This window comes from Planktotalea sp. (genome assembly GCF_018607995.1).
Taxonomy (GTDB): domain Bacteria; phylum Pseudomonadota; class Alphaproteobacteria; order Rhodobacterales; family Rhodobacteraceae; genus Planktotalea.
The window spans coordinates 191,928-210,840 of the sequence record NZ_JABBAL010000023.1 but is presented as its reverse complement, the minus strand read 5'-3'; the positions used below and the strand labels follow the sequence as shown (position 1 = coordinate 210,840).

Here is an 18,913-nt window from a genome sequence, read left to right as displayed (position 1 = left end):
GCACCCCTCTATTTTGCTGCTACTTATCCTGAGAACTTAGAGGTTCGGATACATCGGGAAGCGTGCGCACATGGCCTCCACTTCGCCCCTTACTTTCGCTTCCACCGCTGCATTGCCATCCGCGCCGTTCGCGGCGATGCCGTCCACGACTTCGATGATCCAATCCGCGATCTGGCGGAACTCTGCTTCACCGAACCCGCGTGTTGTACCAGCAGGCGAGCCAAGGCGAATACCGGACGTCACGGTCGGCTTTTCAGGGTCAAACGGCACGCCATTTTTGTTGCATGTGATGTGCGCGCGGCCCAACGCCTTGTCGACGATGTTGCCTGTCACGCCTTTCGGGCGCAGATCAACCAGAACAACATGCGTGTCAGTGCCATGTGTGACTGTGTCCAAACCACCCTTGATCAATTGATCGCTCAATGTTTGTGCGTTCAAGATGACTTGCTTGATGTAGTCTTTGAACTCAGGGCGCAGAGCCTCGCCAAACGCTACTGCTTTTGCAGCAATCACATGCATCAAGGGACCACCTTGAATACCGGGGAAAATTGCAGAGTTGAATTTTTTCGCCAGCGCTTCGTCATTTGTGACGATCATTCCACCGCGTGGACCGCGCAGGGTTTTATGCGTTGTCGTCGTTGCAACGTGCGCATGGGGGAAGGGCGATGGATGCTCGCCAGCGGCGACGAGGCCCGCGAAATGCGCCATGTCCACATGCAGATATGCATCAACCATATCCGCAATTTCACGCATACGCTTGAAATCAATCTGACGAGGGATCGCGGAACCACCTGCGATGATCATTTTTGGCTGATGCTCTTTCGCGAGCGCTTCCACCTGATCGTAATCCAGAAGGTTGTCTTCTTTGCGCACACCGTACTGAACGGCGTTGAACCACTTACCTGACTGGTTCGGCGCGGCACCATGTGTGAGGTGACCTCCTGCGTCCAAAGACATGCCTAGGATCGTGTCACCGGGCTGCAAAAGCGCTTGGAACACACCCTGGTTTGCTTGCGATCCAGAGTTTGGTTGCACATTCGCAAATCCGCAGCCAAACAGCTCTTTCGCGCGCTCGATCGCGAGATTTTCGGCGACGTCTACATGCTGACACCCACCATAATAACGACGGCCCGGATAGCCTTCCGCGTATTTGTTGGTCATCACAGAGCCTTGCGCTTCCATGACGGCAGCCGAGACGATGTTCTCAGACGCGATCAGCTCGATCTCGTCGCGCTGACGGCCAAGTTCAGAGGTGATGGATCCAAAAATCTCAGGATCGCGATCAGAGAGGCTTTGCGTGAAAAACTGGGTGTTTGAGTTGGTCATTTTGGACTCCGAGAACTAAAATTCAAGCGTTGAGCTAGCCGTATAGGAAATAAATTCAAGCTCAAGCGGTATAAACGACGCATGCCTCTAATTCTACGCCATGGCTGGTGGTTCGCAGTGACATGTGTTTCTCTCGGACCGATCATCGCAGGGTAGGACGCTCAATGACACTGAAGATTGCCTTTTTGGCGGGCGAAACAGCAACGGCGCAATCAGCCCGTGGCGCACTTGTCACGCGCTATGGCAATGTGGATCAAGCGCAAGCCGATGTGATCGTTGCGCTTGGCGGTGATGGCTTCATGCTCTCGGTTTTGCATGCGACACAAGATTTGCCCGCGCCTGTCTATGGGATGAACCGTGGCACCATCGGCTTTTTGATGAATGAATACAGTGAAAGCGATCTACAAGAACGCTTGTCCGACGCGGAAGAAGAGGTGATCAACCCGTTGTCAATGATCGCTGAAGACCGCGCTGGCGAAACCCACCGCCAGTTGGCGATCAACGAAGTGTCGTTGCTGCGCGCGGGCCCACAAGCGGCAAAGCTGCGCATATACATTGATGATCGCCTCAGAATGCAAGAGCTGGTGTGCGACGGCGCACTGTTGGCGACGCCTGCGGGTTCGACTGCCTATAATTATTCTGCGCATGGCCCGATCTTGCCGATTGGTGCAGATGTTCTGGCGCTGACCGCAATGGCGGCGTTCCGTCCGCGCCGCTGGCGGGGTGCATTGGTGCCAAAAGCTGCAAAAGTACGTTTCGAAGTGATTGAGCCAGACAAAAGACCCGTGATGGCGGATGCGGACGGACGCTCTGTTAAGAACGTGATTAGGGTTGATATCCAATCTGAACCCAGCATCGCGCACCGAATTCTTTTTGATCCGGGCCATGGGCTTGAGGAAAGGCTCATCCGCGAGCAATTTGTTTAACGCTTTATCTTGCGCATTAAACTCAAACCTCCAACCCTTTAGGCTTGGAGCACCGCGAGGGCTTTAGCCCTCGCAAAACCGGTTGCCGCTTTAAGGTGACGTCACTTGGCGTAACCGATCGATTGCAGCGCAGCCTTAATTTCAGTCAAAATTGCAGGGTCATCAATCGTCGCTGGCGCTTTGAATGCTTCGCTATCGGCGATCTTGACCATTGTGCCGCGCAAGATCTTACCCGACCGCGTTTTCGGCAAACGATCCACGACTACTGCCAATTTGAAAGCCGCAACAGGGCCGATTTTCTCACGCACGAGTTTTACGCATTCTGCGACAACCTCCGCATTTTCGCGTCCCGCACCTGTGTTCAAGCACAAAAATCCAACAGGCATTTGCCCTTTCAACTGATCCGTTACGCCAATGACGGCGCATTCGGCCACATCAGGATGCGCGGCGAGCACTTCTTCCATGCCGCCCGTAGACAGGCGATGTCCGGCTATGTTGATCACATCATCCGTGCGCGCCATGATGTAGAGATAGCCGTCTTCATCAATCATCCCCGCATCTCCCGTCTCATAAAATCCGGGGAATTGCGTGAGGTAGCTTTTGCGATAACGCTCTTCAGCGTTCCAAAGCGTCGGTAACGTGCCGGGGGGCAGTGGTAATTTCACCGCGATCGCACCAAGCTCTCCGGCTTTCATCGGATGTCCGCCTTCGTCCAGCACCTGCACATCATAACCGGGCATCGGCACGGATGGGCTGCCAAGCTTAACGGGCATATGCTCGATCCCCATTGGATTCGCGGCAATTGCATAGCCAGTTTCTGTCTGCCACCAGTGATCGATCACAGGAACGTTCAATTTTTTTTGTGCCCATTCAATCGTATCAGGATCGGCACGCTCGCCTGCAAGATAGACAACATTCAAGCAGCTTAGATCGTATTTCTTAACAAACTCGCCTTTTGGGTCTTCGCGTTTCACAGCCCGAAATGCCGTCGGCGCGGTGAAGAAGCTTTTGACATTATGCTCTGAAATCACGCGCCAGAATGTGCCCGCGTCTGGCGTGCCGACGGGCTTGCCTTCAAACACAATTGTGGTGTTGCCGTGGATAAGCGGCGCGTAGCATATGTAGGAATGTCCGACGACCCAACCCACATCAGAGGCGGCCCAGAACACATCGCCTGAATCGACATTGTAGACATTCTTCATCGTCCAATTGAGCGCTACCAAATGGCCGGCTGTGTGACGCACAACGCCTTTAGGCGCGCCCGTGGTGCCGGAGGTGTAGAGGATGTAAGCGGGGTGATTGCCCTCCACCGCGAGGCACTCTGCAGGGGTCACGCCCTCTTGAAACCCATGCCAATCGACGTCGCGCGGGCCTAGGTCGACAACTTCTTGTTCGCGTTGCAGGACAACGCTGAGTTCTGGCTTGTGGTCTGCCAACTCGATCGCGCCATCAAGAAGGGGTTTGTATTTGACGACTCGCCCCGGTTCTAATCCGCAAGACGCGGCAATGATCGCCTTTGGGGTCGCGTCATCAATGCGCACTGCAAGTTCGTTCGCGGCAAATCCGCCAAACACTACAGAATGGATGGCCCCGATCCGTGCACAAGCGAGCATCGCCTCAAGCGCTTCTGGCACCATCGGCATGTAGATGATAACGCGATCACCCTTTTCGACGCCTTTGGCACGCAACGCTCCCGCAAGAGAAGCGACGCGGTTTTGTAACTCGCGGTAGGTGATCTTGGAGATTGATCCAGTGATCGGACTATCGTGAATAATCGCTACTTGATCTCCGCGACCGTTTTCGACGTGACGATCAACAGCGTTGTAGCATGTGTTGACCTTGGCATCCGCAAACCATTCGCACAGTCCTTCGCCTTTATCCGTCAGCGCTTTTACTGGGGCTTCGTCCCAGTCAATGGCTTTTGCAGCGTCCAGCCAAAAGGCTTCGGGATCATTTTGCCAGCTTGCGTAGACGTCTTTATAGGCCATTTCGGATGCTCCTTCACTTACGTTGCAAAAGAGTTAGGCCGCGCATGGGGGGCTGGGCAAGTCTCAAGGGGTACAGCAGGACCGATTTACGCGGTTTATTTGCAATATTTGCGATCCTGCGCTTGCAGATTTTTGCAAAGTTGTGTGGTTTAGCGATATCAGGCGCTTTTCCAAGTTTTTTTGCAAATTTGCAAACCCTTTGTGCAAACCTTAGCCGTAGTTCGACACAGGCGTCCCAGCGACGGCACCCATGTTCAACAACCCTCGTGCGGTTACACCCGGCGTTACGATATGCGCGCGATTTCCCATGCCCATCAACAGTGGTCCGACCTCCAAAGCGGCGGCTTTCATTTTCAGCACATTGCGGGTCGCGGAGGCCGCGTCACCTGTGCCAAAAATCAAAATGTTTGCAACACCGTTCAGACGTCCATTCGGCAAAAGCTTGTCGCGCAACTCGGGATCAAGGGCGGCATCAACCTTCATTTCCCCCTCGTACATAAAATCCGTGTTTGTCGCGTCGAGCAGAGCCATGGCTTCGCGGATGCGTTTGCCCGGACCTTCTGCTTGCGTGCCGAATTGCGATTGCGAACAGAATGCGACCTTCGGCGTCAATCCAAAGCGGCGTGCGTGTCGCGCAGCGCCAATCGCCATCTGTGCGATTTGCTCCGGTGTAGGCTGAGTCCAAACATGGGTGTCGGCCACGAACAAAGGCCCATCTTCAAGAACCATCAGCGACAAGGCACCATGCGGCGTATGTGTCTGATCCCCCAGAATTTGTTTCACATAGTTGAGATGCCATCGATATTCGCCAAAGGTTCCGCAGATCAAGCTATCCGCCTCTTCGCGGTGGACCATGACGGCTGCAATCGCGGTTGTATTCGTGCGCATCACCGCACGCGCAATATCAGGCGAGACACCTTGGCGCGACATGATCGAATGATACGTGCCCCAATAATCACGGTAACGTGGATCATTTTCCGGGTTCACGATTTTAAAGTCCCGATCAGGTCGGATCGTCAGACCAGCGCGTTCGCAACGCGCGGCAATCACATCAGGGCGACCAATGAGAATCGGGGTTTCTGTGGTCTCTTCCAAGATTGCTTGGGACGCGCGCAAAACACGTTCATCTTCGCCTTCCGCGAACACAATACGGCGGCTTTCTTTGGTGGCGGCTTCAAACACGGGCCGCATCAAAAGCGCAGACTTAAAGACAGATTCGTTGAGCGTGTCGCGATACGCGTCCAGATCATCCACAGGTTTCGTGGCGACACCCGTTTCCATCGCGGCCTGTGCCACAGCGGAGGACACCACGGCAGACAGGCGTGGATCGAATGGTTTTGGGATCAGATAATCGACGCCGAATGTCAGCTGTTCGCCTTGATAGGCAGCAGCCGCTTCGGCGCTGGTGGTCGCGCGCGCGAGCTCTGCGATCCCCGCGATGCAGGCCAGCTGCATTTCGTCATTGATCTCTGTCGCACCCACATCGAGGGCACCGCGGAAGATGAACGGGAAACACAGCACATTGTTGACTTGGTTTGGAAAATCGCTGCGCCCAGTCGCAATTATTGCATCCGGTGCCACCCCTCGCGCTACGATTGGTTGGATTTCGGGGTTTGGATTGGCCAGCGCGAAGATGATCGGCTTCTTGGTCATTTTTGAAACCATCTCAGGCTTCAGAACATTCGGGCCAGAAAGACCAAGAAACATGTCTGCGTCGTCAATCACATCATCCAATGTACGTAGATCGCTTTTCTGCGCAAAGGCCGCTTTCTGCGGATTCATATCCTCTGTGCGGCCCTCGTAAACCAGACCATGAATATCGCAGAGCCATACGTTTTCGCGCTTCACACCCAACTTTAGCAGCATGTTGAGGCAGGCAATCCCCGCCGCGCCGCCACCTGTCGACACGATCTTGATATCTTCAAAGTTCTTGCCCGAAACATGCAAAGCATTGGTCGCAGCCGCCCCCACAACGATGGCGGTGCCGTGTTGGTCGTCATGGAAAACAGGGATGTTCATCCGTTCGCGGCAAATTTGTTCAACGATAAAGCAATCTGGCGCTTTGATGTCTTCAAGGTTGATCGCTCCGAAAGTTGGCTCCAAAGCGCAGACGATATCAGCCAGCTTTTCAGGGTCTTTTTCGTCCACTTCGATGTCAAAACAATCAATGCCTGCGAACTGCTTGAACAGAACGGCCTTGCCTTCCATTACGGGTTTTGAGGCGAGTGCACCGATATTGCCAAGACCCAAAACCGCTGTGCCATTGGTGATAACAGCAACCAAATTACCGCGTGCGGTGTAGCGCGATGCGTCCGAGGGCGTTTTGCTGATCTCGATGCAGGCCTCTGCGACGCCGGGAGAATAAGCGCGCGCAAGGTCGCGTCCGTTGGCCAAAGGCTTGGTCGCGCGGATTTCTAGTTTTCCGGGTTTTGGGAACTCATGATAATCAAGTGCCGCCTTGCGAACCGCTTCTTTTGCTTGTTCCGCTTCTTTTTCGAGATCGGCTTTGCTGTCAGTCATGTTGGTCCCTTATGACGTCGTCCATGGATTAGTTTGATGTTAAACTACTCGGTTCAGGCCGGAAACACTGTGAGAGTTTGATACAGTCTTCTTGATATCTTGCAAATAGGCGGATGCGTTGACACTCTGGTCTCTGCGGGGAGCAAGAGACTCGCGAATGAGGGACTGACATGAGCGACATCAAAGCTGAAATTTGTGCACCAACGCAAGATATTCGTGCGGACATCGGATTTTTCACCAAAACGCTCGGTTTCAAGATGGACATGATTTATCCTGCAGATGACCCACAGGTTGCTGTGTTTTCCGGGCATGGCGTGTCGCTGCGTTTGGATCAGGAAAGCACGCGTGCGCCTGTCCATCTTCGCTTGCGCTGTGATGATCCTGAGGCGTTAGGCGGGATCGGTGAACAGATCGCTCCTGGTGGAACGCAGGTTGAAATCTGTGCGATGCATGAACCCTTGGTGTCGCCACAGACCTTACATTCCTTTGTGGTGCGGCGCTTGGCGGATCAGGCTCCTTGGGTCGTCGGGCGCGCGGGCATGCATTACCGTGATTTGATACCGGATCGTTTGGGCGGCTCGATCATTGCCAGTCATATTCGCATTCCCGATGGTGGCCCTGTACCGGACATGGTTCACTACCACACAGTGGGGTTTCAGTTAATTTTCTGTTACCGTGGCTGGGTTGATTTGGTCTATGAGGATCAGGGTGAACCTTTCCGCCTGCACGCAGGTAATTGCGTGATCCAGCCGCCTGAAATCCGTCATCGTGTTCTGTTTGCCTCTGATAATATCGAGGTGATCGAAATCGGTGTCCCTGCGGAGCATGTCACAACCATTGATCATGAGATGGAACTGCCAAATGGCGTCGTGAACCCCGAGCGTGAATTCCAAGGTCAGAAATTCGTGCATCACAAAGCGGAAGAGGCGGCGTGGCAAGACTTCCGCCTCAAAGGCTTCAAAAGCCGCGATACGTTGATCGCAAAAAACACACTCGATGTGGCAGGCGTGCATGTGGTACGCCCGAATGGTGACGTGGCGGAATGGGCCGCACATGACAGCGATATTCATTTCACATTTGTGATGGATGGCACCATGACGCTAGAGGGCGAGGATCGTGATCCACATCGCCTTGAAGCGGGGGATGCGTTTGTGACACCGCCTTCGATGCTGACGCGATATTCGGACGTATCAAGTGATTTGGAATTGCTGGAAGTCTCCTTGCCGGGCGCTTTCAGAACATGGGTGGGAGAGCCTGAATGACACTCAAAGATGCAGCGCGCGGCGTGCGTGAAAACGCCCATGCACCTTATTCGAACTTCAAAGTTGGGGCTGCGATACGCACTGCGTCGGGCACCGTTTATCAAGGCTGCAACGTCGAAAACGTGGCTTACCCTGAAGGCACATGTGCAGAGGCTGGGGCGATTGCGGCCATGTGTGCGGCGGGCGAACGTGAGATTGTCGAAGTCTACGTGATTGCAGAATGCCCCGCACCCGTTCCCCCCTGTGGTGGATGCCGCCAAAAGATCGCGGAATTTGCGGCTGGGGATGTCGTTGTGACCTTGGCTACGACTGACGGTATCGAGAAAAGTATGACCGTTGCAGACCTTTTGCCTGGTGCGTTTGATGCCAGCTTCATGGACACTTCCTAAGTGGATGCGCGCGCGATCATTGCGGCGCTCAGGCGTGGCGAGACGGTAGATGCGGATGCGTTGAAATGGTTCGCCAAGGGCCTCGCGGATCAATCCGTAAGCGATGCGCAAGCAGGGGCCTTTGCGATGGCCGTCTGTCTGCAAGGGCTGGGCCATGCCGGGCGCACAGCGCTGACCTTGGCCATGCAAAAAAGCGGTAGAACACTGTCGTGGGACGTTGATGGACCCGTCTTGGACAAACATTCAACAGGGGGTGTGGGTGATTGCGTATCATTGGTCCTTGCCCCCGCCTTAGCAGCCTGTGGTGCCTATGTGCCGATGATTTCGGGACGTGGCTTGGGACACACGGGTGGCACGCTTGATAAGATGGAAAGCATCCCGGGCCTGTCCACTTCCGTCGATGAAACGCAATTCAAACGCATCATAGATCAGGCTGGCTGCGCCATCGTCAGCGCGAGCGCGGACATTGCACCGGCTGACAAACGGCTCTACGCTGTCCGTGATGTGACGGCGACGGTTGAGAGCTTGGATTTGATCACCGCCTCGATCCTGTCAAAGAAACTGGCGGCGGGCTTGGATGGCTTGGTGCTTGATGTGAAGGTCGGTTCAGGCGCGTTCATGAAACGCTTGGATGAGGCGCGCGCACTTGCAACAGCTTTGGTGGAAACATCAAATTCAGCAGGATGTCCGACGACTGCGCTTATAACTGACATGAACGCGCCGCTTGCGACGTCTTTGGGTAATGCTTTGGAAGTCGCTGAAGTGATGAAAGTCCTCCACGGCAAAGAGCGCGGTGCTTTGTATGAATTGACTCTCGCGTTAGGTGCACAATTGCTGTTCAGCGGCGGTGTGTTCGACAGCGAAGATGCCGCGCGTGAAAAGCTGAGCAACGTCATTGTAAGCGGTGCCGCTGCAGAACGGTTTGGCAAGATGATCGTGGCGATGGGTGGGCCGTTGGGCTTTGTGGATAACCCTGAGCGCTATCTGCCCGAAGCCCCTGTTATTCGTGAAATCACTGCAACCCAAACGGGCTTTGTGAGCGCAATAAATGGTGAAGCCTTGGGTCTGGCAGTGGTTGATCTTGGAGGTGGTCGGCAGGTGGAAAGTGATCTGGTCGATCCGGCCGTTGGTCTGTCTGATGTCGCTACGCTCGGTGCTAAAATCGAAAAGGGCCAGCCTTTGGCGCGGGTCCATGCTGCGCGCGAGGGGCAAGCAGATCGTGCCGCGTCGGCCGTGCGTCAGGCGGTTGCTTTGTCCGACACGCCACCTGTGAAACAGACCTTGGTGCATGAGGTGATTTCGTAATGGCGCGCGCGTTTTTGATAGTGCTCGACAGCGTTGGCTGCGGCGGCGCGCCGGATGCGGGTTTATTTTTCAATGGCGATCTGCCAGACACGGGAGCCAACACGCTTGGCCATATCATCGCGCAACGTGGCTTGAATGTCCCGAACATGGACGCGTTAGGCCTCGGGGCCGCGGTGCGGTTATCTACTGGGATTAAGACGCCGGGCTTGAATGCAGAGCCATCCGGAAAATGGGGTGTCGCGCGTGAGATTTCGCGCGGCAAAGACACACCATCGGGGCATTGGGAATTGGCCGGACTGCCTGTACCGTGGGAGTGGACGTATTTCCCCGAAGCAACCCCCGCGTTTCCAAATTCGATAACCCAAGCGCTGTGCAAAGCGGCTGGCACGGATGGAATTCTCTGCAATGCCCATTCCAATGGGATCAAAGTGATTGATGACTTCGGCGAAGAGCATCTGCGCACGGGTCAGCCGATTTGCTACACCTCTGCCGATAGCGTTCTTCAGATCGCTGCGCATGAAGAGGTTTTTGGCCGCGAACGGCTCTTGCAGATGTGTGCGGATGTGGCCCCTTTGCTGCATGAGTTGCGCGTCGGACGTGTCATCGCACGACCCTTCGTGGGTACCTGCCACGCGGATTTTAAACGCACCAAACATCGCCGTGATTTTGCGATTGCCCCGCCTGAAGCTGTTTTGACCAACTGGGTGCAAGATACCGGTAGCAAAGTGCATGGTGTTGGAAAGATCGGCGATATCTTCACGATGAGCGGGATAAGCACCTCCGTAAAAGGGCGCGATCCTGAATTGATGACGGCGCTTGATAATCTGGTGGAAACTGCCGGGCAGGGCGATTTTGTCTTCGCCAATCTTGTCGAGTTCGACACGGACTACGGCCATCGCCGCGACGTTGAAGGCTACGGCGCTGCGCTTGAGCGGTTTGATCAATGGCTCGGACATTTCTTACCGTGTTTGGGGGAAGGCGATTTGCTGATTCTGACCGCAGATCACGGTAATGATCCCAGCTGGCCCGGCACTGATCACACGCGCGAACAAGTGCCGGTCCTTGTGCATGGCGCGGGAGTAGGCGAGATAGGTTCCTGCGGTTTCACTGATGTTGCGGCGAGTATCGCTGCGCATCTTGGTGCTAGATCAAACGGCACCGGAAGGAGTTTTCTATGAGCGAGATCAGCGAAGAGCTGACGGCGATCCTCGATCTGCCCAAGGTCGAATTACATACGCATTACGAGGGTGCCGCACCGGCCGCGTTCATTCGGGGCTTGGCGAAAGAGAAGAACGTCGATCTGTCAAAAATTTTCACCGCAGATGGATCATACGCCTTCGAGGGCTTCGTCCCGTTCCTGCGCATCTATGAGACTGCGACGACCGTTTTGCAGACGCCAGAGAATTTCAAACGCCTCGGTCTCGCGATTCTAGAAGAGGCGGCGAGCAATGGCGTGATCTACATGGAAAGTTTTGTCAGCCCCGATTTTTGCGGTGGCGGCGATGTGACCGCTTGGCGCGAATATCTGGCGGCGATGATTGAGGCCGCGAACGAAGCGGAGCGCGATTTTGGCATCACGTCACGCGGGATTGTTACCTGCATTCGCCATGAAGGACCTGAACAGGCCAAGACCGCAGCGCTATGTGCCGCTGAAACTGTGGGTGATTTTATCACAGGTTTCGGGATGGGCGGTGATGAAAATATGGGAGCGCAACGCGATTTCAAATACAGCTTTGATATGGCGCGCGAGGCGGGCTTGCGCCTTACCACACACGCGGGTGAGTGGCGCGGTCCGCAAGAAGTGCGCGATGCTGTGGATGATTTAGGGGTTGAACGCGTTGGCCATGGCGTGCGCGCGGTTGAAGATCCAGCGTTGGTCGATGAACTTGCCGAGAAGGGCATCGTACTAGAGATTTGCCCCGGTTCTAACGTCGCACTCGGGGCCTATCCTGATTGGAAAAGCCATCCGATTGACGTGCTGCGCCGCGCGGGTGTGCCTGTGACGGTCTCAACGGACGATCCGCCGTTCTTTCACACGACCATGCGCGATGAATACCTGAACCTTGCCAATACATTTGGTTGGGACGCTAAAGTCTTTACCGACATAGCCAAAGCATCAGCAAAGGCGGCGTTCTGCGATGACGCGACCCGTACGAATATCCTTAAGAAATTGGAGGTATAAGCCATGTCAGAGCATCTTACGATCGTTGATCACCCCCTCGTGCAGCACAAATTGACGCTTATGCGTGAGAAGGGCACGTCAACAGCGGTCTTCCGTCAATTGTTGCGTGAAATCAGTCAGTTACTTGCCTATGAGGTGACGCGCGGCCTGCCGATGACTACAAAAAAAATCGAAACGCCAATGACGGAAATGGATGCGCCAACTCTGGATGGCAAAAAGCTCGCGCTAATCTCGATCTTGCGGGCAGGTAACGGTTTACTGGACGGTGTGTTGGAACTGATCCCGTCTGCGCGGGTTGGGTTTGTGGGGCTCTACCGCGATGAAGAGACGCTGCAACCCGTGCAATACTACTTCAAAGCACCCGACGCCCTTGAGGACCGTTTGGTCATCGCGGTTGATCCGATGTTGGCGACGGGCAACTCGTCTGTGGCGGCGATTGATCTACTTAAGAAGGCGGGTGCGAAGAACATTCGCTTCCTGTGTTTGCTTGCTGCACCTGAAGGCGTTGCAACTATGAAGGCAGCTCACCCCGACGTTCCTATCGTTACAGCTGCATTGGATGAAAAGCTGAACGAGGTTGGCTACATCATGCCCGGACTAGGGGATGCGGGAGATCGCATGTTTGGTACTAAATAGAGGCAGTTACCCGCTTTCGTGATCATCTGCTCGCTAGACTCTTAGTCTAATTTGAGTCGCCTTACCACAACATCTGTGGGGGTCGAAAATCAACATTAAGCGATTCTTATCAGTATCTGTGTTTGCGGTAACTTGTGTATTTCCTTTAGTAGTGTGAGCGCTCAATCGCTTGCGCGTGAAAAAGGCTCGGCGGAGCTGCCACCAGCCTCCGTCACGGCGAACCAATATGTGGACAGCAAAGGTTGTTTTTATATTCGCGCCGATGTTGATGGGAATACTAATTGGGTGCCGCGCGCTTCGCGCTCCCGCAAGGTTGTGTGCGGTTTGTCCCTCAGGTGCAGGAGCCACGGCCGTTGCCGCAGCACCTGCTGTGCGCCAAGTGCAAGAGCCTGTTCAGATCGGGGTCACTGAGGCTGAAACTGAACTTTACAGCCACGCGATCAGCCCTCACAAATTTCTTGAAGCCGAACCCAAGCTGAATCAGGTAGAACAGGCTCCTGAGTGGCACCCGAAAGCGGATCGCCTTCGATCAGTGGTAACGTCAATTCTCCCGTTATATCAACGGCATAGCCATAGGGACTGGACGGAATTGCCAGTGTTTCAAAACGTGCCAAGAGGGCAGGTGTCGGAAGTGGTGCGCGTTCTTCTGTCAAAAGCTGTTTGGCATGAACCTCAATCGTACTTTCGGGCATGCGGCTTGTGGTCAGTAAACGCAACGTTGCCACCAATCCAGCACTTTCCAGCAAATGGCGCAACGGATCTCTGGTCTCGCGGCGCACTTGCTCAGCAATGATATAGCCTGCAAGAACGTCGGGGCTTTCATAGTCCTCCACCATCGTACGGCTCAGTAAGATCGCCCCGCCTGGAATGTGGATCGCCTCGTTCACTCCTGCACGCATCACTGCAAGGTAGGTCGGTTCTTCACCCAACGTCATGCGCCGCGTCAGCGCGACCAAAGCGGGATTGGCGCTTGGGCTACTGCAGGGCGTTCCAGTTGCACGTTGCATTTGGGTCAACAGCGCGTTGCCGATCTCTACACGTTTCACGTCAGGAACCACTTTAATCGCCTGATCTACCAGTGCGTTCGGGAGAAAAAAGACCGCAGTGCCTACACCTGCGGCGAGCAGAGCAAGCGTGAGAAACCCGCGAAGACGGCCCTTTTTGGGGCGTGCACGCTCAACCGCTTTGCGCAGTTTTTCGATGGCGCGGATCATTTCGTCTTCGTCAGTCGGGATCTCTAGGGTTTCTGTGGTGTCGCCCTCAGGATGAAACAGAGCGGGCCGTTTTCCGGGGTTGGAGCGCGCAATCGCGGCAAGCGACCAATGCGCTAAGGCTTGATCGCGCGTATCTTTGATTGTGAGGGTCGCATCGCCAAGGCTGACGATAACATCGATCCGCTGCTGATCAGGGGCCGCGCGCCATAGGCCCGCGGCTTCTAGCCGGTCATATTTGGTCAATGCTGTCATGTTGGGCGGGTCTGCTCTGCCTCATTTGTGGCACAAGGTAACATGTCCGGATACAGGCGGGCAACGCTTGGTGCTAAATTGGTGAAAGCCGCCGGTTTATCCCACCTTTCGCGCGCAGACTAGCACCCGTTTCCAATTCAATCTTGCTGTCTTCTGCCTCAGAAAACTGAAAATTTTGGATGATCCTAGCCACCAATGTCACGGCTTCTGCCATTACAAATGCTTGCCCCAAACAAACCTGCGCACCGCCGCCAAGCGGGAAATAGCGGAAGCGGTTTTGCTTTGCGAACACATCAGGACCTTGCGATAGAATGGAGACGACAGTGAAGAGGGTGCCAAGGTCCGAATTTCTCCATCCCAAACCGGAACTGGCGTAGTGCACCTTGGGTGGGTTTGTAAGTGAAACGCGGCGCTGTAGTTTGACACCACATGCGCGTTTCAATCACTTCTTAGCCTCGCCCATGTGTGCGCTTAGCATTTCATTTGATGGCGCGTGGCGGTTGATGGCAGGTCCGCAGGATCTGAGCGCGCCTCAGCAAGCCGCACTGATGCCTGATCTTATCTTTAGCGGACCGCAAGACCACCCTACGACAAGTTGGAACGACGCGGATATCCACGCAATGATCGTAGCGTTCTACCCCGATGCGATTGCGACGTTGCTGGGCGTGGAGATAGGTCAATTGCGTGACAAAAGCGTGCCTTTAAAGGCTTTGCCACAAAGCGTTCTGCGCGATGTTTTTGAACAGTTGAAAGGGGCAAAGGATGCTGTGACTGCATTCGCGGATTTGCAAACACGCATAGCGCCGCTCTGGCACTCAGCACGTCCTGATCAACATCCCTTTGGTCGGATGATCACCGATTGGAGCCGCGCTTTGATGGTGAACGCAGCATTTTCGCAGACGGGGCGGAGCGTGCGGCAAATGCAACGACGCGTGAAGACTTTGGCAGGCCAACCACTGAAACGGCTTCAGCGATTTTCCAAGGCAGAGCAAGCCTTTGCGTTAGCGTTAACCGAGCGCGATGCGGATATGGCAGGGATCGCCACGGACGCGGGCTATTCTGATCAATCCCATATGGGACGGCATGTGCGCGCACAAACAGGATTCACGCCCGCAGAATTGATGCGCAGGTTTGAAAGCGACGAAGCGTTCTGGAGCTATCGTTTGATGGGCTAACGTTACAAGCTGCTCAAAGTTTTGCGCAGTTCGAACTTTTGAATTTTGCCCGTCGAGGTTTTCGGTAGCTCCTGAAAAATCACGGCTTTGGGCGTTTTAAAACCCGCAAGTGTTTCGCGCGCGTAGGCGATCAGCTCTGCTTCGCTCACCTCTGCACCGGGCAGCAATTCGACGAAAGCGCAGGGCACTTCACCCCATTTGTCGTCGGGCTTGGCTACGACTGCGCAAAGCGACACGGCGGGGTGCGCCATCAAAGTGCCCTCTACCTCAACGGAGGAAATGTTTTCGCCTCCCGAAATAATGATGTCCTTCGCGCGATCTGCGATCTGGATATGCGTGTCAGGGTGTTGCACTGCGAGGTCGCCGGAATGGAAATAACCACCTGCAAAGGCCTCGTCCGTGGCGCTTGGATTTTTCAGATAGCCTTTCATCACTGAATTGCCTCGAATCATGATCTCACCTTGATGCGCGCCGTCCATCGCGACTTGGCTCATGTCAGGGTCGAGCACGGTGATGTCGTCCATCATCGGCATCGCCACCCCTTGACGTGCTTTGATGGCAGAGCGCGAGGATTGATCGAGCGCATCCCATGTCTCGCCATCCCAAAGGCACTCGGTGACGTGACCATAAGTTTCCGTCAATCCGTAGACTTGGGTGATATGAAAGCCCATGGTTTCAATCGCCGCTAGGGTCGCAGGGGCGGGTGGCGCACCTGCGGTGAAGACTTCCACAGTGTGATCAAACTTGCGACGCTCTTCTGGTGCGGAATTCACCAATGTGTTCAACACGATAGGTGCGCCGCCAAAATGCGTCACACCTTCGTCGGCGATCGCATTATACACGGCCTTTGCAGTGACATCACGACAGCACACAATCGTGCCGCCAAGCATCGGCATCATCCATGTGTGGTTCCAGCCATTGCAGTGAAACAGTGGCACGATGGTCAAATAGACGGGCGCGAGGGTTAATTGCCAGCTGACAACCGTGCCCATGGTCATCAGATACGCGCCGCGATGATGGTATACGACACCCTTAGGACGACCCGTGGTGCCGGATGTATAATTGAGCGCGAGGCTCTCCCATTCATCGGCAGGCATGATCCATTCGAACGCGGCATCGCCGCTCTTAAGCAGCGCGTCATAAGTCTGATAACGCCCCGAGGCAGGATAGCCCGCAGCGGCGTCAGGCACCTCAATGATCAAAGGTCCATCACTCTCCATCTCCACGATGGCGGCTTCGACGCTTGGCAGGAATTGCGTATCAACCAAGGCGACCTTGGCTTCGCCATGATCAAAAATATAGGCGATGGTGCCTTTGTCGAGACGTGTGTTGATGGTGTTCAAGACCGCGCCACATGCGGGAATGCCAAAATGCGCTTCGGCCTGCGCGGGGATGTTGGGAAGCAGGGTCGCGACAACGTCGCCAGATGTTACGCCAAGCTGTGCAAGACCAGAGGCCAGCCGCGTGCAGCGGTCATGATATTGCGCATAGCTTGCGCGAAAATCATTATAGACCAATGCGGTCTTTTTCGGGAAAACCTTCGCAGCACGGCGCAAATGGGACAGGGGTGTCAGGGCGCGATAATTTGCATCACGCTTGTCTAATCCGGTTTCATCCTTCATCCATCCCATGAGCGTCTGATCCTTCTAAGGTGAATTGCGCAATTTTTCGCAAACTGACAGCACTTTTGAAAGATGGAAAGAGTAATGACGCATCAGCCCAAGCAAGCTGCCGGTTTCATGGTCATCTCTATGCTCGTGATTGGGTTGATCGACAACTATATCGCGGTGATAGCGCGCGATGTCAGCTTGTGGCAGTTCCAATTTATTCGAACGTGCATGGGTTTGCCATTGTTGATGCTGGTTGCCTATTTCGGCTTTGGCACGTTGCGACCCATACGGCTTTGGGCTGTGCTGCTGCGAAACGGGTTTGTAGCACTCGGGATGGTGTTCTACTTTGGCTCGCTCGCGTTCATGCCCATCGCGCAAGCGTTAGCGGGGCTGTTCACCGCGCCTATATTCGTCCTTCTGATCTCCATATTCGTGTTCGGTGAAAAGGTCGGCGCTTTGCGCATCTTTGCGGTGCTATTTGGATTTGCGGGCATCATCGTGGTGCTCGGTCCTAGCGAAACTGGCCTGTCGTGGCTGAATTTCGTGCCACTGTTTGGCGGTCTGTTCTACGCAATGGGATCTGTGGCGACCCGTAAGATTTGTGCAGATGAAAGCACGATTGTGATGCTCGCTGGTATCTTTGGCATCCAAGGCGTGTTCGGGATTTTTATGCTGTGTATACTCGCGATTTTCGCGCCTGAGGTGCCAGCAGGAAGCGATGGGTTTTTGTTGCGTGGCTTCGTGTGGCCAGAGACGCTCACATGGTGGCTTATTGTGGTTCAAGCGGTTGGATCGTTGATTGGTGTCGGTTTCCTGATCCGGGCATATCAAAGTGCTGAACCAAGCTTCGTCGCCGTATTCGAGTATTCGATCTTCATATTCGGCCCGCTCTTCGCTTATCTTTTGTTCGGCCAAACGATCACCCTGAACCAATTGATAGGCATCATGATGATCGCAGGGGCAGGCAGCTTAATCGCGTTGCGCTCTCAGAACTAAGCAGGCAATCTTGCCCCCATGATTATCTCGAAATCCAGAGGCTACGTTTTCGTGCACATCCCCAAAACAGAGGGCGCTGCTTTGACGCTGGCGCTTGAAGAGCGTGCTGCGTGAGATGACATTATCATCGGCGACACACCTAAAGCACAAAGGCGCAAGAAGCGGCTCGAGGATCTGGAACCGGCGGGCCGACTTTGGAAACATTCAACGCTTGCGGACATCGATGGCATTGTCAGCACGGATGAGCTGGCGGATATGTTTTACACCACGCTCGTACGGAATCCTTGGGATCGTGTGGTCAGCTATTATCATTGGCTGCGCGCGCAAGGATTTGAACATCCGGCTGTGGGATTGGCAAAGCTGCTCGACTTCAACGGGTTTATGCGGGACCGGACGACTGTGGGTGCGTTTCGTGATTGGCCCTACGGGCATATATGGCGGATGCGAAAGGTGTGGAGCGATTCTTAGCCTTCATACGCATCGAACATCTGGAAGAAGATTTGCAGCCCTTTGTGCAGCACTTGGGTCTTGGATTAAGCATTCCGATTGCAAACATGTCAGAACAGAACCGCGATTACCGAAAATATTATGATGATTTGCTGGCGGAATTCGTCGGTGCACTGTGCGCAGAAGACATTCGGCGCTTTGGATACCACTTCTAGCGCGTAAATTGCGTCCATTGCAGCTCATTGTGGGATTATTTGGAAATTCACAGTCAAAACTGGTCTTGCGGATGCAAGGTGTGATGGTTGAAAGCGACGCCTCCAAAAACTATCGTGGAGATCCGTTTGCGGTCCTGATGCCGCGCTCAATGAAGGCTTATGGTTTTGTAGACTGCGTCGAGTAAAGCCAGCCTTTTGAAGCCATCGTTGTTGAGTTTGAGGATGACAAAGTTGTTTACGGGCACTCCGGGCTCCATTTTCAAACCCCTGCGACGGGTGATCTGTTTGTGGAAACCGGTCCTGCCCTTAAGTACAAAGTGTTACACACCGAAGAAACGTTTGAAGTCCTTGAGTACCTCAACGCAGCGCACCAGCAGCAATACGCGCTTAACTTCAATCCCCAAAAGGTAAAAGGAGCACGCATTTTGCGAACACGTTGTCATCTTGAGTGATCGTTGGCTCTAGGCGCG

16 protein-coding genes are annotated in these 18,913 nt (G+C 54.5%); 10 read left to right on the top strand and 6 right to left on the bottom strand.

Features of this window, described 5'->3' with window-relative positions; translation table 11 throughout:
- Window positions 1-36: 36 nt before the first annotated feature.
- A complete protein-coding gene (gene glyA, locus QZ280_RS09510; protein ID WP_293443129.1) occupies window positions 37-1,326 on the bottom strand; it encodes a serine hydroxymethyltransferase in 1,290 nt (429 codons plus the stop codon).
- 107 nt (window positions 1,327-1,433) lie between these two features.
- Between glyA and QZ280_RS09505 the strand changes: the two genes are divergently transcribed.
- Window positions 1,434-2,252: an NAD kinase gene (locus tag QZ280_RS09505; RefSeq protein ID WP_365734483.1), complete on the top strand. Its 819-nt coding sequence runs from the start codon at window positions 1,434-1,436 to the stop codon at window positions 2,250-2,252.
- Between the two features lie 101 nt (window positions 2,253-2,353).
- Here QZ280_RS09505 and prpE read toward each other — a convergent pair whose 3' ends face one another.
- Window positions 2,354-4,240, bottom strand: a complete 1,887-nt coding sequence (gene prpE / locus QZ280_RS09500; RefSeq protein WP_293443124.1) for a propionate-CoA ligase PrpE — start codon at window positions 4,238-4,240, stop codon at window positions 2,354-2,356.
- A 210-nt stretch (window positions 4,241-4,450) separates the two neighbouring features.
- Window positions 4,451-6,760, bottom strand: a complete 2,310-nt coding sequence (locus QZ280_RS09495; RefSeq protein ID WP_293443122.1) for an NADP-dependent malic enzyme — start codon at window positions 6,758-6,760, stop codon at window positions 4,451-4,453.
- Between the two features lie 170 nt (window positions 6,761-6,930).
- Here QZ280_RS09495 and QZ280_RS09490 point away from each other — a divergent pair, with 170 nt between their 5' ends.
- From QZ280_RS09490 to upp, 6 genes are read left to right on the top strand one after another with little or no spacing between them, the layout of a single operon-like run.
- Window positions 6,931-8,022: a cupin domain-containing protein gene (locus QZ280_RS09490; protein WP_293443120.1), complete on the top strand. Its 1,092-nt coding sequence runs from the start codon at window positions 6,931-6,933 to the stop codon at window positions 8,020-8,022.
- On the top strand, window positions 8,019-8,411 hold the full coding sequence (locus QZ280_RS09485; RefSeq protein WP_293443118.1) for a cytidine deaminase: 393 nt from the start codon (window positions 8,019-8,021) through the stop codon (window positions 8,409-8,411). The genes QZ280_RS09490 and QZ280_RS09485 overlap by 4 nt, the downstream gene beginning before the upstream one ends.
- Window positions 8,412-9,716, top strand: coding sequence for a thymidine phosphorylase (locus QZ280_RS09480; RefSeq protein ID WP_293443116.1), 1,305 nt, complete (start codon window positions 8,412-8,414; stop codon window positions 9,714-9,716).
- A complete protein-coding gene (locus QZ280_RS09475; RefSeq protein ID WP_293443114.1) occupies window positions 9,716-10,894 on the top strand; it encodes a phosphopentomutase in 1,179 nt (392 codons plus the stop codon). Before QZ280_RS09480 ends, QZ280_RS09475 begins: the two co-directional genes overlap by 1 nt.
- Window positions 10,891-11,898, top strand: a complete 1,008-nt coding sequence (locus QZ280_RS09470; RefSeq protein ID WP_293443112.1) for an adenosine deaminase — start codon at window positions 10,891-10,893, stop codon at window positions 11,896-11,898. Before QZ280_RS09475 ends, QZ280_RS09470 begins: the two co-directional genes overlap by 4 nt.
- Window positions 11,899-11,901: 3 nt before the next feature.
- Window positions 11,902-12,534: a uracil phosphoribosyltransferase gene (gene upp, locus QZ280_RS09465; RefSeq protein ID WP_293443110.1), complete on the top strand. Its 633-nt coding sequence runs from the start codon at window positions 11,902-11,904 to the stop codon at window positions 12,532-12,534.
- A 440-nt stretch (window positions 12,535-12,974) separates the two neighbouring features.
- On the opposite strand, the gene QZ280_RS09460 is transcribed toward upp, so the two are convergent.
- The gene (locus tag QZ280_RS09460) at window positions 12,975-14,000 is read right to left on the bottom strand and encodes a hypothetical protein (protein WP_293443108.1); all 1,026 of its coding nucleotides are present in this window, start codon (window positions 13,998-14,000) and stop codon (window positions 12,975-12,977) included.
- A 73-nt stretch (window positions 14,001-14,073) separates the two neighbouring features.
- The gene (locus QZ280_RS09455; RefSeq protein WP_293443106.1) at window positions 14,074-14,442 is read right to left on the bottom strand and encodes a cytochrome P450; all 369 of its coding nucleotides are present in this window, start codon (window positions 14,440-14,442) and stop codon (window positions 14,074-14,076) included.
- Between the two features lie 19 nt (window positions 14,443-14,461).
- Here QZ280_RS09455 and QZ280_RS09450 point away from each other — a divergent pair, with 19 nt between their 5' ends.
- A complete protein-coding gene (locus tag QZ280_RS09450) occupies window positions 14,462-15,175 on the top strand; it encodes a helix-turn-helix domain-containing protein (protein ID WP_293443104.1) in 714 nt (237 codons plus the stop codon).
- Window positions 15,176-15,177: 2 nt separating this feature from the next.
- On the opposite strand, the gene QZ280_RS09445 is transcribed toward QZ280_RS09450, so the two are convergent.
- Complete coding sequence (locus QZ280_RS09445; protein ID WP_293443102.1) at window positions 15,178-16,806, bottom strand: AMP-binding protein; 1,629 nt, start codon at window positions 16,804-16,806, stop codon at window positions 15,178-15,180.
- Window positions 16,807-16,881: 75 nt separating this feature from the next.
- Between QZ280_RS09445 and QZ280_RS09440 the strand changes: the two genes are divergently transcribed.
- Window positions 16,882-17,781, top strand: a complete 900-nt coding sequence (locus QZ280_RS09440) for a DMT family transporter (protein ID WP_293443099.1) — start codon at window positions 16,882-16,884, stop codon at window positions 17,779-17,781.
- Between the two features lie 416 nt (window positions 17,782-18,197).
- A complete protein-coding gene (locus QZ280_RS16335) occupies window positions 18,198-18,443 on the top strand; it encodes a hypothetical protein (protein ID WP_365734477.1) in 246 nt (81 codons plus the stop codon).
- Window positions 18,444-18,913 lie beyond the last annotated feature (470 nt).

Excerpts from the sequence above, each read along its gene's own strand:
- QZ280_RS09495 (WP_293443122.1), bottom strand. The coding sequence starts at position 6,760 with ATGACTGACAGCAAAGCCGATCTCGAAAAAGAAGCGGAACAAGCAAAA.
- glyA (WP_293443129.1), bottom strand. The coding sequence starts at position 1,326 with ATGACCAACTCAAACACCCAGTTTTTCACGCAAAGCCTCTCTGATCGC.
- QZ280_RS09470 (WP_293443112.1), top strand. The coding sequence starts at position 10,891 with ATGAGCGAGATCAGCGAAGAGCTGACGGCGATCCTCGATCTGCCCAAG.
- QZ280_RS09460 (WP_293443108.1), bottom strand. The coding sequence starts at position 14,000 with ATGACAGCATTGACCAAATATGACCGGCTAGAAGCCGCGGGCCTATGG.
- upp (WP_293443110.1), top strand. The coding sequence starts at position 11,902 with ATGTCAGAGCATCTTACGATCGTTGATCACCCCCTCGTGCAGCACAAA.
- QZ280_RS09490 (WP_293443120.1), top strand. The coding sequence starts at position 6,931 with ATGAGCGACATCAAAGCTGAAATTTGTGCACCAACGCAAGATATTCGT.
- QZ280_RS09450 (WP_293443104.1), top strand. The coding sequence starts at position 14,462 with ATGTGTGCGCTTAGCATTTCATTTGATGGCGCGTGGCGGTTGATGGCA.
- QZ280_RS09475 (WP_293443114.1), top strand. The coding sequence starts at position 9,716 with ATGGCGCGCGCGTTTTTGATAGTGCTCGACAGCGTTGGCTGCGGCGGC.
- prpE (WP_293443124.1), bottom strand. The coding sequence starts at position 4,240 with ATGGCCTATAAAGACGTCTACGCAAGCTGGCAAAATGATCCCGAAGCC.
- QZ280_RS09445 (WP_293443102.1), bottom strand. The coding sequence starts at position 16,806 with ATGGGATGGATGAAGGATGAAACCGGATTAGACAAGCGTGATGCAAAT.
- QZ280_RS09440 (WP_293443099.1), top strand. The coding sequence starts at position 16,882 with ATGACGCATCAGCCCAAGCAAGCTGCCGGTTTCATGGTCATCTCTATG.
- QZ280_RS09485 (WP_293443118.1), top strand. The coding sequence starts at position 8,019 with ATGACACTCAAAGATGCAGCGCGCGGCGTGCGTGAAAACGCCCATGCA.